A 10,664-nucleotide genomic window follows, 5' to 3' on the forward strand; every position below is an offset into this window, starting at 1 on the left:
ACTGGTACCATCGAACTGCCGGAAGGCGTAGAGATGGTAATGCCGGGCGACAACATCAAAATGGTTGTTACCCTGATCCACCCGATCGCGATGGACGACGGTCTGCGTTTCGCAATCCGTGAAGGCGGCCGTACCGTTGGCGCGGGCGTTGTAGCTAAAGTTCTGGGCTAATTCGTTAGCTTTGAATTAAAAAGGGCGCTTCGGCGCCCTTTTTGCTGTCTATGATTTGGTGATAAGCCGCGATGGTTTAAATATTCATAAAGTGCGCCACTACGGATAATTAATAAACAGCCTATTGTAATCATAACTATTCTCATTTAAACTTTGTGCATAAATTGAACGGGAGTTTATATGTACGTTTGTTTGTGCAATGGCGTAAGCGATAAAAAAATCCGTCAGGTTGTGCGTCAATTTCAACCGCAATCTTTTCAACAATTACGCAAGTTTATTCCCGTTGGAAATCAATGCGGTAAGTGCGTCCGCGCGGCACGTGAAGTGATGGAAGATGAATTAACCAGCATGCCGGAATTCAAAGAAATCGCCTGATCGCGACCCTTCTCTTTTTGACATCCTTATAGCCCGGACTACGCTTCAATAAGTGGAAGCGGAGGGACTTTATAATGAAAGGTGATGTCAAAATCATAAGTTATCTCAATAAATTATTGGGAAACGAACTGGTTGCTATTAACCAGTATTTTCTTCATGCAAGAATGTTCAAGAACTGGGGCCTGATGCGCCTCAATGATATTGAATACCATGAATCTATCGATGAGATGAAACACGCCGATAAGTACATCGAGCGTATATTGTTTCTTGAAGGCCTGCCTAACCTGCAGGATCTTGGCAAACTTGGCATTGGTGAGGATGTCGAAGAGATGTTGCAGTCTGACTTAAGGCTGGAGCTGGAAGGCGCGCAAAACCTGCGTGAGGCAATCGCCTATGCCGACAGCGTTCACGATTATGTCAGTCGCGATATGATGATTGAAATCCTTGCCGATGAGGAAGGCCATATTGACTGGCTGGAAACCGAGTTAGATCTGATTGGCAAAATCGGTCTGCAAAATTACCTTCAATCGCAGATCAAAGTGTCAGACTAGCGAACGTCTGCCACCCGCACCAAAAACCCGCTGCAGTCAGAAATGGCCCGAACGGCAGCGGGTTGTTCAAACCCCCTCGTTGTTGCTTATACTTCCCAATCAACGCCAATGTCATCCATGTCATACCGGCAACCAAAGATGCGACCAACACCAGTTGTGGCAACTTTTGCCAGCCGTGCCAGGCGCCGAGGGCGGCAAGATATTTAACGTCGCCGTAGCCTAAACCCTCATATCCGCGAAGCCCGCGATATAGCCAATAGAGCAGGGCAAAAAAAAGATAGCCGGCAATTGCCCCCCAGACGGCATCTTCAAGCCGCTGCGGCGCCAGACACAGGTAAAAAACAAAACCGCTCCACAGCAGGGGACAGGTGAGCCTGTCGGGAAGAAGACCGCGAAGCAGGTCCTGCCGGCATAACGCCAGGGTTAAACCACAATAACAAACTAAGAAGGGGAGGACGGTAAGCATGGAACACTCCTGTTCGGGGATAATGCGCTCACTTTGCTTATCGTCGCGCGTTAGCGCAAAGCGCATTTGTGCAAGATGGATGGCTGCTTCCTGACTTATTTATCGTGTTATTGCATTGCCGAGCGCCTTCGCGAGAAGACGCGCAAATTGTGGTGATGATTTTCTAATCAGCACTTGCGTCGCGCCTGAATTTGCGTATAATGCGCGGGCCTGTCAAAATTGACGGCCGGTTCGATATGAGCCCTGGTAGCGCAGTTTGCTACCTAACAATGTTCCCAATCGGGGAACTCTGTAAGAACGGTTACACTCTCCCATCAATCGTAATGGGTATGAGGAGTAATCATTTCGTCTATAAAATAATTGGAGCTCTGGTCTCATGCAGAACCAAAGAATCCGTATCCGCCTTAAAGCGTTTGATCATCGTCTGATCGATCAATCAACCGCGGAAATCGTCGAGACTGCTAAGCGCACTGGTGCGCAAGTCCGTGGTCCGATCCCGCTGCCGACCCGCAAAGAGCGTTTCACCGTTCTGATCTCTCCGCACGTCAACAAAGACGCGCGTGATCAGTACGAGATTCGTACTCACAAGCGTCTGGTTGACATCGTTGAGCCAACTGAAAAAACCGTTGATGCTCTGATGCGTCTGGACCTGGCTGCCGGTGTAGACGTGCAGATCAGCCTGGGTTAATCAGGTCATCGAGCGATTGAGAGGTTGATACAATGATTGGTTTAGTCGGTAAAAAAGTGGGTATGACCCGCATCTTCACTGAAGATGGCGTCTCTATCCCAGTAACCGTTATCGAAGTTGAAGCAAACCGCGTTACTCAGGTTAAAGATCTGGCTAACGATGGCTATCGCGCTGTTCAGGTTACCACTGGTGCTAAAAAAGCTAACCGTGTAACTAAGCCGGAAGCTGGTCACTTTGCTAAAGCTGGCGTAGAAGCTGGCCGCGGCCTGTGGGAGTTCCGTCTGGCAGATGGTGAAGAATACACCGTTGGTCAGAACATTAGCGTTGAACTGTTTGCTGACGTTAAAAAAGTTGACGTAACCGGTACCTCTAAAGGTAAAGGTTTCGCTGGTACCGTTAAGCGCTGGAACTTCCGTACCCAGGACGCTACCCACGGTAACTCCTTGTCTCACCGCGTTCCGGGTTCTATCGGTCAGAACCAGACTCCGGGCAAAGTGTTCAAAGGCAAGAAAATGGCAGGTCAGCTGGGCAACGAACGCGTTACTGTTCAGAGCCTGGACGTAGTACGTGTTGACGCTGAGCGCAACCTGCTGCTGGTTAAAGGTGGTGTTCCGGGTGCAACCGGCTGCGACCTGATCGTTAAACCAGCTGTGAAGGCGTAAGGGGATAGCAATGGAATTAGTATTGAAAGACGCGCAGAGCGCGCTGACTGTTTCCGAAACTACCTTCGGTCGTGATTTCAACGAAGCGCTGGTTCACCAGGTTGTTGTTGCTTATGCAGCTGGTGCGCGTCAGGGTACTCGTGCTCAGAAGACTCGTGCTGAAGTAACTGGTTCAGGCAAAAAGCCATGGCGCCAGAAAGGTACCGGCCGTGCGCGTTCAGGTTCTATCAAGAGCCCGATCTGGCGTTCCGGTGGCGTAACCTTCGCTGCTCGTCCGCAGGACCACAGTCAAAAAGTTAACAAGAAGATGTACCGCGGCGCGCTGAAAAGCATTCTGTCCGAACTGGTACGTCAGGATCGTCTGATCGTTGTCGAGAAGTTCTCTGTAGAAGCGCCTAAAACTAAGCTGCTGGCTCAGAAACTGAAAGACATGGCTCTGGAAGATGTGCTGATCATCACCGGTGAGCTGGACGAGAACCTGTTCCTGGCCGCACGTAACCTGCACAAGGTTGACGTACGCGATGCGACTGGTATCGACCCGGTTAGCCTGATCGCCTTCGACAAAGTCGTAATGACTGCTGATGCTGTTAAGCAAGTTGAGGAGATGCTGGCATGATTCGTGAAGAACGTCTGCTGAAGGTGCTGCGCGCACCGCACGTTTCTGAAAAAGCGTCTACTGCGATGGAAAAAACCAACACCATCGTTCTCAAAGTTGCTAAAGACGCGACCAAAGCAGAAATCAAAGCTGCTGTGCAGAAACTGTTTGAAGTCGAAGTCGAAGTCGTTAACACCCTGGTAGTTAAAGGGAAAGTTAAACGTCACGGACAGCGTATCGGTCGTCGTAGCGACTGGAAAAAAGCTTACGTCACCCTGAAGGAAGGCCAGAATCTGGACTTCGTCGGCGGCGCTGAGTAAGTCGGAGGAGTAATACAATGGCAGTTGTTAAATGTAAACCGACATCTCCGGGTCGTCGCCACGTTGTTAAAGTGGTCAACCCAGAGCTGCACAAGGGCAAACCTTTTGCTCCGCTGGTTGAAAAAAACAGCAAATCCGGCGGTCGTAACAACAATGGCCGTATCACCACTCGTCATATCGGTGGTGGTCACAAGCAGGCTTACCGTATTGTTGACTTCAAACGCAACAAAGATGGTATCCCGGCAGTTGTTGAACGTCTTGAGTACGATCCGAACCGTTCCGCGAACATCGCGCTGGTTCTGTACAAAGACGGTGAGCGCCGTTACATTCTGGCCCCGAAAGGCCTGAAAGCTGGCGACCAGATTCAGTCTGGCGTTGATGCTGCAATCAAAGCAGGCAACACCCTGCCGATGCGCAATATCCCGGTTGGTTCTACCGTTCATAACGTAGAAATGAAACCAGGTAAAGGCGGTCAGCTGGCTCGTTCCGCTGGTACTTACGTTCAGATCGTTGCTCGTGACGGTGCTTATGTCACCCTGCGTCTGCGTTCTGGTGAAATGCGTAAAGTCGAAGCAGACTGCCGCGCTACTCTGGGCGAAGTTGGCAATGCTGAGCATATGCTGCGCGTTCTGGGTAAAGCAGGTGCTGCACGCTGGCGTGGTGTTCGTCCTACCGTTCGCGGTACTGCGATGAACCCAGTCGATCACCCACATGGTGGTGGTGAAGGTCGTAACTTTGGTAAGCACCCGGTATCCCCGTGGGGCCTGCAGACCAAAGGTAAGAAGACCCGCAGCAACAAGCGTACTGATAAATTCATCGTACGTCGCCGTAGCAAATAATTTTAGAGGATAAGCCATGCCACGTTCTCTCAAGAAAGGTCCTTTTATTGACCTGCACTTGCTGAAGAAGGTAGAGAAAGCGGTGGAAAGCGGAGACAAGAAGCCCCTGCGCACTTGGTCCCGTCGTTCAACGATCTTTCCTAACATGATCGGTTTGACCATCGCTGTCCATAATGGTCGTCAGCACGTTCCAGTCTTTGTTTCCGACGAAATGGTTGGTCACAAACTGGGTGAATTCGCACCGACTCGTACTTATCGCGGCCACGCTGCTGATAAAAAAGCGAAGAAGAAATAAGGTAGGAGGAAGAGATGGAAACTTTAGCTCAACATCGCCATGCTCGTTCTTCTGCTCAGAAGGTTCGCCTTGTAGCTGACCTGATTCGCGGTAAGAAAGTGTCGCAGGCCCTGGATATTCTGACCTACACCAACAAAAAAGCTGCTGTACTGGTCAAGAAGGTACTGGAATCTGCCATTGCTAACGCTGAACACAACGATGGCGCTGACATTGATGATCTGAAAGTTGCGAAAATTTTCGTAGACGAAGGCCCGAGCATGAAGCGCATTATGCCGCGTGCTAAAGGTCGTGCAGATCGCATCCTGAAGCGCACCAGCCACATCACTGTGGTTGTGTCCGATCGCTGAGACTCTGGAGACTAGCAATGGGTCAGAAAGTACATCCTAATGGTATTCGCCTGGGTATTGTCAAACCATGGAACTCTACCTGGTTCGCGAACACCAAAGAATTCGCTGACAACCTGGACAGCGATTTTAAAGTACGTCAGTTCTTAACTAAAGAGCTGGCTAAAGCGTCTGTATCTCGCATCGTTATCGAGCGTCCGGCTAAGAGCATCCGTGTGACCATTCACACTGCTCGCCCGGGTATCGTTATCGGTAAGAAAGGCGAAGACGTAGAAAAACTGCGCAAGGTCGTAGCGGATATCGCTGGCGTTCCTGCACAGATCAATATTGCCGAAGTTCGTAAGCCTGAACTGGACGCTAAATTGGTTGCTGACAGCATCACTTCTCAGCTGGAACGTCGCGTTATGTTCCGTCGTGCTATGAAGCGTGCTGTACAGAACGCAATGCGTCTGGGCGCTAAAGGTATCAAAGTTGAAGTTAGCGGCCGTCTGGGCGGCGCGGAAATCGCACGTACCGAATGGTACCGTGAAGGTCGCGTACCGCTGCACACTCTGCGTGCTGACATCGACTACAACACCTCTGAAGCGCACACCACTTACGGTGTAATCGGCGTTAAGGTATGGATCTTCAAAGGTGAGATCCTGGGTGGTATGGCTGCTGTTGAACAACCGGAACCGGCTGCTCAACCTAAAAAGCAGCAGCGTAAAGGCCGTAAATAAGGAGCGTCGCTGATGTTACAACCAAAGCGTACAAAATTCCGTAAAGTGCACAAAGGCCGCAACCGTGGTCTGGCGCAGGGTACGGATGTTAGCTTCGGCACTTTCGGTCTGAAAGCTGTTGGCCGTGGTCGTCTGACTGCACGTCAGATCGAAGCAGCACGTCGTGCTATGACCCGTGCAGTTAAGCGTCAAGGTAAGATCTGGATCCGTGTATTCCCGGACAAACCGATCACCGAGAAGCCGCTGGAAGTTCGTATGGGTAAAGGTAAAGGTAACGTGGAGTACTGGGTTGCCTTGATTCAGCCGGGTAAAGTCCTTTATGAAATGGACGGCGTACCGGAAGAGCTGGCCCGTGAAGCATTCGGCCTGGCAGCAGCGAAACTGCCGATCAAAACCACCTTTGTAACTAAGACGGTGATGTAATGAAAGCAAAAGAGCTGCGTGAAAAAAGCGTTGAAGAGCTGAACGCTGAGCTGCTGAACCTGCTGCGTGAGCAGTTCAACCTGCGTATGCAGGCTGCAAGTGGCCAGCTGCAACAGACTCATCTGCTGAAGCAAGTGCGTCGTGATGTTGCACGCGTTAAGACTTTACTGACTCAGAAGGCGGGTGCGTAATGACCGATAAAATCCGTACTCTGCAAGGTCGCGTAGTTAGCGACAAAATGGAGAAATCCATTGTTGTTGCTATCGAACGTTTTGTGAAACACCCGATCTACGGTAAATTCATCAAACGTACGACCAAACTGCACGTACATGACGAGAACAACGAATGTGGTATCGGCGACAAGGTTGAAATCCGTGAATGCCGTCCACTGTCCAAGACTAAGTCCTGGACGCTGGTTCGCGTTGTAGAGAAAGCGGTTCTGTAATAGAGTACGCATTCTCAATACGAATAAACGGCTCAGCGATGGGCCGTTTATTTTTTCTACCCATATTGCAGAAGCGGTGTTATAATGCCGCGCCCTCGATATGGGGCTTTTTAACGACCCAGCTTTTGGGTCACAGTAGTAGTTGACATTAGCGGAGCACTAAAATGATCCAAGAACAGACTATGCTGAACGTCGCCGACAACTCCGGTGCACGTCGCGTAATGTGTATCAAGGTTCTGGGTGGCTCGCACCGTCGCTACGCAGGCGTAGGCGACATCATCAAGATCACCATCAAAGAAGCAATTCCGCGTGGTAAGGTCAAAAAAGGTGATGTGCTGAAGGCGGTAGTGGTGCGCACCAAGAAGGGTGTTCGTCGCCCGGACGGTTCTGTCATTCGCTTCGATGGTAATGCATGCGTTATTTTAAACAATAACAGCGAGCAACCTATCGGTACGCGTATTTTTGGGCCGGTAACTCGTGAACTTCGTAACGAGAAGTTCATGAAAATTATCTCTCTGGCACCAGAAGTACTCTAAGGAGCGAATCATGGCAGCGAAAATCCGTCGTGATGACGAAGTTATCGTGTTAACCGGTAAAGATAAAGGTAAACGCGGTAAAGTTAAAAATGTCCTGTCTTCCGGCAAGGTCATTGTTGAAGGTATCAACCTGGTTAAGAAACATCAGAAGCCGGTTCCGGCCCTGAACCAACCAGGCGGCATCGTAGAGAAAGAAGCAGCTATTCAAGTCTCTAACCTTGCTATCTTCAACGCGGCAACCGGCAAGGCTGACCGTGTAGGCTTTAGATTCGAAGACGGCAAAAAAGTCCGTTTCTTCAAATCTAATAGCGAAACTATCAAGTAATTTGGAGTAGTACGATGGCGAAACTGCATGATTACTACAAAGACGAAGTAGTCGCTAAACTCATGACTGAGTTTAACTACAATTCTGTCATGCAAGTCCCTCGGGTCGAGAAGATCACCCTGAACATGGGTGTTGGTGAAGCGATCGCTGACAAGAAACTGCTGGATAACGCAGCAGCTGACCTGACAGCAATCTCCGGTCAAAAACCGCTGATCACCAAAGCACGCAAATCAGTTGCAGGCTTCAAAATCCGTCAGGGCTATCCGATCGGCTGTAAAGTAACTCTGCGCGGCGAGCGCATGTGGGAGTTCTTTGAGCGCCTGATCACTATTGCTGTACCGCGTATCCGTGACTTCCGTGGCTTGTCCGCTAAGTCTTTCGACGGTCGTGGTAACTACAGCATGGGTGTCCGTGAGCAGATCATCTTCCCAGAAATCGACTACGATAAAGTCGACCGCGTTCGTGGTTTGGATATTACCATTACCACTACTGCGAAATCTGATGAAGAAGGCCGCGCTCTGCTGGCTGCCTTTGACTTCCCGTTCCGCAAGTAAGGTAGGGTTACTTAATGGCTAAGCAATCAATGAAAGCACGCGAAGTAAAGCGCGTGGCTTTAGCTGATAAATTCTTCGCTAAACGCGCTGAACTGAAAGCTATCATCTCTGATGTGAACGCAACCGACGAAGATCGTTGGAACGCTGTTCTCAAGCTGCAGACTCTGCCGCGTGATTCCAGCCCGTCTCGTCAGCGTAATCGCTGCCGTCAAACAGGTCGTCCGCATGGTTTCCTGCGGAAGTTCGGGTTGAGCCGTATCAAGGTCCGTGAAGCCGCTATGCGCGGTGAAATCCCGGGTCTGAAAAAGGCTAGCTGGTAATTGTCACCAATTGAATCACGGGAGTAAAGACAGATGAGCATGCAAGATCCGATCGCGGATATGCTGACCCGTATCCGTAACGGTCAGGCCGCGAATAAAGCTGCGGTCACCATGCCTTCCTCCAAGCTGAAAGTGGCAATTGCCAACGTGCTGAAGGAAGAAGGCTTTATTGAAGATTTTAAAGTTGAAGGCGACATCAAGCCGGAACTGGAACTGACTCTTAAGTATTTCCAGGGTAAAGCTGTTGTAGAAAGCATTCAGCGTGTCAGCCGCCCAGGTCTGCGCATCTACAAACGTAAAGATGAGCTGCCGAAAGTTATGGCGGGTCTGGGTATCGCAGTTGTTTCTACCTCTAAAGGTGTTATGACTGATCGTGCAGCGCGCCAAGCTGGTCTTGGTGGCGAAATTATCTGCTACGTAGCCTAATCGGAGGAAAAAATGTCTCGTGTTGCTAAAGCACCGGTCGTTGTTCCTGCCGGCGTTGACGTTAAAGTCAACGGTCAGGTTATTACGATCAAAGGTAAAAATGGCGAGCTGACTCGTACTCTCAACGATGCTGTTGAAGTTAAACATGCAGATAATGCTCTGACCTTCGGTCCGCGTGATGGTTACGTAGACGGATGGGCTCAGGCTGGTACCGCGCGTGCCCTGCTGAACTCAATGGTTATCGGTGTTACCGAAGGCTTCACTAAAAAGCTTCAGCTGGTTGGTGTAGGCTATCGTGCAGCGGTTAAAGGGGATGTAGTAAACCTGGCTTTAGGTTTCTCTCATCCTGTTGAACATAAGCTGCCGGCCGGTATCACTGCAGAATGCCCGACTCAAACTGAAATCGTGCTGAAAGGCGCTGATAAGCAGGTGATCGGTCAGGTTGCAGCAGATCTGCGCGCCTACCGTCGTCCTGAGCCTTACAAAGGCAAGGGTGTTCGTTACGCCGACGAAGTCGTGCGTACCAAAGAGGCTAAGAAGAAGTAAGGTAACACTATGGATAAGAAATCTGCTCGTATCCGTCGTGCGACCCGCGCACGCCGCAAGCTCCAGGAGCTGGGTGCAACTCGCCTGGTGGTACATCGTACCCCGCGTCATATTTACGCACAGGTAATTGCTCCGAATGGTTCTGAAGTTCTGGTAGCTGCTTCTACTGTAGAAAAAGCTATCTCTGAACAACTGAAGTACACCGGTAACAAAGACGCGGCCGCAGCTGTGGGTAAAGCTGTTGCTGAACGCGCTCTGGAAAAAGGCATCAAAGATGTTTCCTTTGACCGTTCCGGGTTCCAATATCATGGTCGTGTCCAGGCACTGGCAGATGCTGCCCGTGAAGCTGGCCTTCAGTTCTAAGGTAGAGGTGTAAGATGGCTCACATCGAAAAACAAGCTGGCGAACTGCAGGAAAAGCTGATCGCGGTAAACCGCGTATCTAAAACCGTTAAAGGTGGTCGTATTTTCTCCTTCACAGCTCTGACTGTAGTTGGTGACGGTAACGGTCGCGTAGGTTTTGGTTACGGTAAAGCGCGTGAAGTTCCAGCAGCGATCCAGAAAGCGATGGAAAAAGCCCGTCGCAATATGATTAACGTCGCGCTGAATACTGGCACCCTGCAGCACCCGGTTAAGGGTACTCACACGGGTTCTCGTGTATTCATGCAGCCGGCTTCCGAAGGTACCGGTATCATCGCCGGTGGTGCAATGCGCGCCGTTCTGGAAGTCGCTGGGGTTCGTAACGTTCTGGCTAAAGCATATGGTTCCACCAACCCGATCAACGTGGTTCGTGCAACTATTGATGGCCTGGAAAATATGAAGTCTCCAGATATGGTCGCTGCCAAGCGTGGTAAATCCGTTGAAGAAATTCTGGGGAAATAAACCATGGCAAAGACTATTAAAATTACTCAAACCCGCAGTGCAATCGGTCGTTTGCCGAAACACAAGGCAACGCTGCTTGGCCTGGGTCTGCGTCGTATTGGTCACACCGTAGAGCGCGAGGATACTCCTGCTGTTCGTGGTATGGTCAACGCGGTTTCCTTCATGGTTAAAGTTGAGGAGTAA

The 10,664-nt window shown here is 50.4% G+C and carries 23 protein-coding genes and 1 pseudogene; 23 read left to right on the top strand and 1 reads right to left on the bottom strand.

The window, feature by feature from the left end:
* The 3 genes and pseudogenes from tuf to bfr form a co-directional block, all read left to right on the top strand.
* Nucleotides 1-171 (top strand): annotated as a pseudogene (tuf, locus tag PGQ95_RS25440) (elongation factor Tu); the annotation flags it as partial.
* Between the two features lie 180 nt (nucleotides 172-351).
* Nucleotides 352-546: a bacterioferritin-associated ferredoxin gene (gene bfd, locus PGQ95_RS25445; protein WP_015369419.1), complete on the top strand. Its 195-nt coding sequence runs from the start codon at nucleotides 352-354 to the stop codon at nucleotides 544-546.
* Nucleotides 547-620: 74 nt separating this feature from the next.
* Nucleotides 621-1,097 (top strand): bacterioferritin, encoded by a 477-nt coding sequence (gene bfr / locus PGQ95_RS25450; protein ID WP_015369420.1) that lies wholly within the window; start codon nucleotides 621-623, stop codon nucleotides 1,095-1,097.
* Here bfr and PGQ95_RS25455 read toward each other — a convergent pair.
* On the bottom strand, nucleotides 1,081-1,563 hold the full coding sequence (locus PGQ95_RS25455) for a prepilin peptidase (RefSeq protein WP_143115456.1): 483 nt from the start codon (nucleotides 1,561-1,563) through the stop codon (nucleotides 1,081-1,083). The genes bfr and PGQ95_RS25455 overlap by 17 nt on opposite strands.
* A 376-nt stretch (nucleotides 1,564-1,939) precedes the next feature.
* Here PGQ95_RS25455 and rpsJ point away from each other — a divergent pair, with 376 nt between their 5' ends.
* The 20 genes from rpsJ (at nucleotide 1,940) to rpmD (ending at nucleotide 10,664) form a co-directional block, all read left to right on the top strand.
* Complete coding sequence (gene rpsJ, locus PGQ95_RS25460; protein WP_001181005.1) at nucleotides 1,940-2,251, top strand: 30S ribosomal protein S10; 312 nt, start codon at nucleotides 1,940-1,942, stop codon at nucleotides 2,249-2,251.
* Nucleotides 2,252-2,283: 32 nt separating this feature from the next.
* Nucleotides 2,284-2,913: a 50S ribosomal protein L3 gene (gene rplC / locus PGQ95_RS25465; protein ID WP_003031117.1), complete on the top strand. Its 630-nt coding sequence runs from the start codon at nucleotides 2,284-2,286 to the stop codon at nucleotides 2,911-2,913.
* 10 nt (nucleotides 2,914-2,923) lie between these two features.
* Entirely contained in the window at nucleotides 2,924-3,529 is a 606-nt protein-coding gene (gene rplD / locus PGQ95_RS25470; RefSeq protein WP_000424395.1) for a 50S ribosomal protein L4, read from the top strand.
* Entirely contained in the window at nucleotides 3,526-3,828 is a 303-nt protein-coding gene (rplW, locus tag PGQ95_RS25475) for a 50S ribosomal protein L23 (protein WP_000617546.1), read from the top strand. The genes rplD and rplW overlap by 4 nt, the downstream gene beginning before the upstream one ends.
* Nucleotides 3,829-3,845: 17 nt before the next feature.
* Nucleotides 3,846-4,667: a 50S ribosomal protein L2 gene (rplB, locus tag PGQ95_RS25480; protein WP_015369423.1), complete on the top strand. Its 822-nt coding sequence runs from the start codon at nucleotides 3,846-3,848 to the stop codon at nucleotides 4,665-4,667.
* A 16-nt stretch (nucleotides 4,668-4,683) separates the two neighbouring features.
* Nucleotides 4,684-4,962, top strand: a complete 279-nt coding sequence (gene rpsS / locus PGQ95_RS25485) for a 30S ribosomal protein S19 (RefSeq protein WP_001138115.1) — start codon at nucleotides 4,684-4,686, stop codon at nucleotides 4,960-4,962.
* Nucleotides 4,963-4,976: 14 nt separating this feature from the next.
* Nucleotides 4,977-5,309, top strand: coding sequence for a 50S ribosomal protein L22 (gene rplV, locus PGQ95_RS25490; RefSeq protein ID WP_002919773.1), 333 nt, complete (start codon nucleotides 4,977-4,979; stop codon nucleotides 5,307-5,309).
* Between the two features lie 17 nt (nucleotides 5,310-5,326).
* Nucleotides 5,327-6,025 (top strand): 30S ribosomal protein S3, encoded by a 699-nt coding sequence (rpsC, locus tag PGQ95_RS25495; protein WP_002919766.1) that lies wholly within the window; start codon nucleotides 5,327-5,329, stop codon nucleotides 6,023-6,025.
* Between the two features lie 12 nt (nucleotides 6,026-6,037).
* Complete coding sequence (rplP, locus tag PGQ95_RS25500) at nucleotides 6,038-6,448, top strand: 50S ribosomal protein L16 (RefSeq protein ID WP_002919759.1); 411 nt, start codon at nucleotides 6,038-6,040, stop codon at nucleotides 6,446-6,448.
* Complete coding sequence (rpmC, locus tag PGQ95_RS25505; protein WP_002919754.1) at nucleotides 6,448-6,639, top strand: 50S ribosomal protein L29; 192 nt, start codon at nucleotides 6,448-6,450, stop codon at nucleotides 6,637-6,639. Before rplP ends, rpmC begins: the two co-directional genes overlap by 1 nt.
* On the top strand, nucleotides 6,639-6,893 hold the full coding sequence (gene rpsQ / locus PGQ95_RS25510) for a 30S ribosomal protein S17 (RefSeq protein WP_002438707.1): 255 nt from the start codon (nucleotides 6,639-6,641) through the stop codon (nucleotides 6,891-6,893). Before rpmC ends, rpsQ begins: the two co-directional genes overlap by 1 nt.
* A gap of 164 nt (nucleotides 6,894-7,057) precedes the next feature.
* Complete coding sequence (rplN, locus tag PGQ95_RS25515; RefSeq protein ID WP_000613954.1) at nucleotides 7,058-7,429, top strand: 50S ribosomal protein L14; 372 nt, start codon at nucleotides 7,058-7,060, stop codon at nucleotides 7,427-7,429.
* Between the two features lie 10 nt (nucleotides 7,430-7,439).
* Nucleotides 7,440-7,754 carry a 50S ribosomal protein L24 gene (gene rplX, locus PGQ95_RS25520; RefSeq protein ID WP_015369424.1) on the top strand — a complete coding sequence of 105 codons (315 nt, stop codon included), beginning with the start codon at nucleotides 7,440-7,442 and terminating at the stop codon, nucleotides 7,752-7,754.
* 14 nt (nucleotides 7,755-7,768) lie between these two features.
* Nucleotides 7,769-8,308: a 50S ribosomal protein L5 gene (gene rplE, locus PGQ95_RS25525; RefSeq protein ID WP_003031123.1), complete on the top strand. Its 540-nt coding sequence runs from the start codon at nucleotides 7,769-7,771 to the stop codon at nucleotides 8,306-8,308.
* 14 nt (nucleotides 8,309-8,322) lie between these two features.
* On the top strand, nucleotides 8,323-8,628 hold the full coding sequence (gene rpsN, locus PGQ95_RS25530; RefSeq protein WP_002919667.1) for a 30S ribosomal protein S14: 306 nt from the start codon (nucleotides 8,323-8,325) through the stop codon (nucleotides 8,626-8,628).
* Between the two features lie 33 nt (nucleotides 8,629-8,661).
* Nucleotides 8,662-9,054: a 30S ribosomal protein S8 gene (rpsH, locus tag PGQ95_RS25535; protein ID WP_008807048.1), complete on the top strand. Its 393-nt coding sequence runs from the start codon at nucleotides 8,662-8,664 to the stop codon at nucleotides 9,052-9,054.
* A 12-nt stretch (nucleotides 9,055-9,066) separates the two neighbouring features.
* On the top strand, nucleotides 9,067-9,600 hold the full coding sequence (gene rplF, locus PGQ95_RS25540; protein WP_008807049.1) for a 50S ribosomal protein L6: 534 nt from the start codon (nucleotides 9,067-9,069) through the stop codon (nucleotides 9,598-9,600).
* A 9-nt stretch (nucleotides 9,601-9,609) separates the two neighbouring features.
* Entirely contained in the window at nucleotides 9,610-9,963 is a 354-nt protein-coding gene (gene rplR / locus PGQ95_RS25545; protein ID WP_006817270.1) for a 50S ribosomal protein L18, read from the top strand.
* Between the two features lie 14 nt (nucleotides 9,964-9,977).
* The gene (gene rpsE / locus PGQ95_RS25550; protein WP_015703641.1) at nucleotides 9,978-10,481 is read left to right on the top strand and encodes a 30S ribosomal protein S5; all 504 of its coding nucleotides are present in this window, start codon (nucleotides 9,978-9,980) and stop codon (nucleotides 10,479-10,481) included.
* A 3-nt stretch (nucleotides 10,482-10,484) separates the two neighbouring features.
* Complete coding sequence (gene rpmD, locus PGQ95_RS25555) at nucleotides 10,485-10,664, top strand: 50S ribosomal protein L30 (protein ID WP_001140434.1); 180 nt, start codon at nucleotides 10,485-10,487, stop codon at nucleotides 10,662-10,664.

The organism is Klebsiella sp. 141240 (assembly GCF_050600805.1).
Lineage (GTDB): Bacteria > Pseudomonadota > Gammaproteobacteria > Enterobacterales > Enterobacteriaceae > Klebsiella > Klebsiella aerogenes.

Excerpts from the sequence above, each read along its gene's own strand:
- rpmD (WP_001140434.1), top strand. The coding sequence starts at position 10,485 with ATGGCAAAGACTATTAAAATTACTCAAACCCGCAGTGCAATCGGTCGT.
- rpsJ (WP_001181005.1), top strand. The coding sequence starts at position 1,940 with ATGCAGAACCAAAGAATCCGTATCCGCCTTAAAGCGTTTGATCATCGT.
- rpsH (WP_008807048.1), top strand. The coding sequence starts at position 8,662 with ATGAGCATGCAAGATCCGATCGCGGATATGCTGACCCGTATCCGTAAC.
- rpsQ (WP_002438707.1), top strand. The coding sequence starts at position 6,639 with ATGACCGATAAAATCCGTACTCTGCAAGGTCGCGTAGTTAGCGACAAA.
- bfd (WP_015369419.1), top strand. The coding sequence starts at position 352 with ATGTACGTTTGTTTGTGCAATGGCGTAAGCGATAAAAAAATCCGTCAG.
- rplB (WP_015369423.1), top strand. The coding sequence starts at position 3,846 with ATGGCAGTTGTTAAATGTAAACCGACATCTCCGGGTCGTCGCCACGTT.
- rpsE (WP_015703641.1), top strand. The coding sequence starts at position 9,978 with ATGGCTCACATCGAAAAACAAGCTGGCGAACTGCAGGAAAAGCTGATC.
- bfr (WP_015369420.1), top strand. The coding sequence starts at position 621 with ATGAAAGGTGATGTCAAAATCATAAGTTATCTCAATAAATTATTGGGA.
- rplV (WP_002919773.1), top strand. The coding sequence starts at position 4,977 with ATGGAAACTTTAGCTCAACATCGCCATGCTCGTTCTTCTGCTCAGAAG.
- rplE (WP_003031123.1), top strand. The coding sequence starts at position 7,769 with ATGGCGAAACTGCATGATTACTACAAAGACGAAGTAGTCGCTAAACTC.
- rpsC (WP_002919766.1), top strand. The coding sequence starts at position 5,327 with ATGGGTCAGAAAGTACATCCTAATGGTATTCGCCTGGGTATTGTCAAA.
- rplC (WP_003031117.1), top strand. The coding sequence starts at position 2,284 with ATGATTGGTTTAGTCGGTAAAAAAGTGGGTATGACCCGCATCTTCACT.
- PGQ95_RS25455 (WP_143115456.1), bottom strand. The coding sequence starts at position 1,563 with ATGCTTACCGTCCTCCCCTTCTTAGTTTGTTATTGTGGTTTAACCCTG.
- rplW (WP_000617546.1), top strand. The coding sequence starts at position 3,526 with ATGATTCGTGAAGAACGTCTGCTGAAGGTGCTGCGCGCACCGCACGTT.
- rplD (WP_000424395.1), top strand. The coding sequence starts at position 2,924 with ATGGAATTAGTATTGAAAGACGCGCAGAGCGCGCTGACTGTTTCCGAA.
- rplR (WP_006817270.1), top strand. The coding sequence starts at position 9,610 with ATGGATAAGAAATCTGCTCGTATCCGTCGTGCGACCCGCGCACGCCGC.
- rplF (WP_008807049.1), top strand. The coding sequence starts at position 9,067 with ATGTCTCGTGTTGCTAAAGCACCGGTCGTTGTTCCTGCCGGCGTTGAC.
- rpmC (WP_002919754.1), top strand. The coding sequence starts at position 6,448 with ATGAAAGCAAAAGAGCTGCGTGAAAAAAGCGTTGAAGAGCTGAACGCT.
- rpsS (WP_001138115.1), top strand. The coding sequence starts at position 4,684 with ATGCCACGTTCTCTCAAGAAAGGTCCTTTTATTGACCTGCACTTGCTG.
- rpsN (WP_002919667.1), top strand. The coding sequence starts at position 8,323 with ATGGCTAAGCAATCAATGAAAGCACGCGAAGTAAAGCGCGTGGCTTTA.
- rplN (WP_000613954.1), top strand. The coding sequence starts at position 7,058 with ATGATCCAAGAACAGACTATGCTGAACGTCGCCGACAACTCCGGTGCA.
- rplX (WP_015369424.1), top strand. The coding sequence starts at position 7,440 with ATGGCAGCGAAAATCCGTCGTGATGACGAAGTTATCGTGTTAACCGGT.
- rplP (WP_002919759.1), top strand. The coding sequence starts at position 6,038 with ATGTTACAACCAAAGCGTACAAAATTCCGTAAAGTGCACAAAGGCCGC.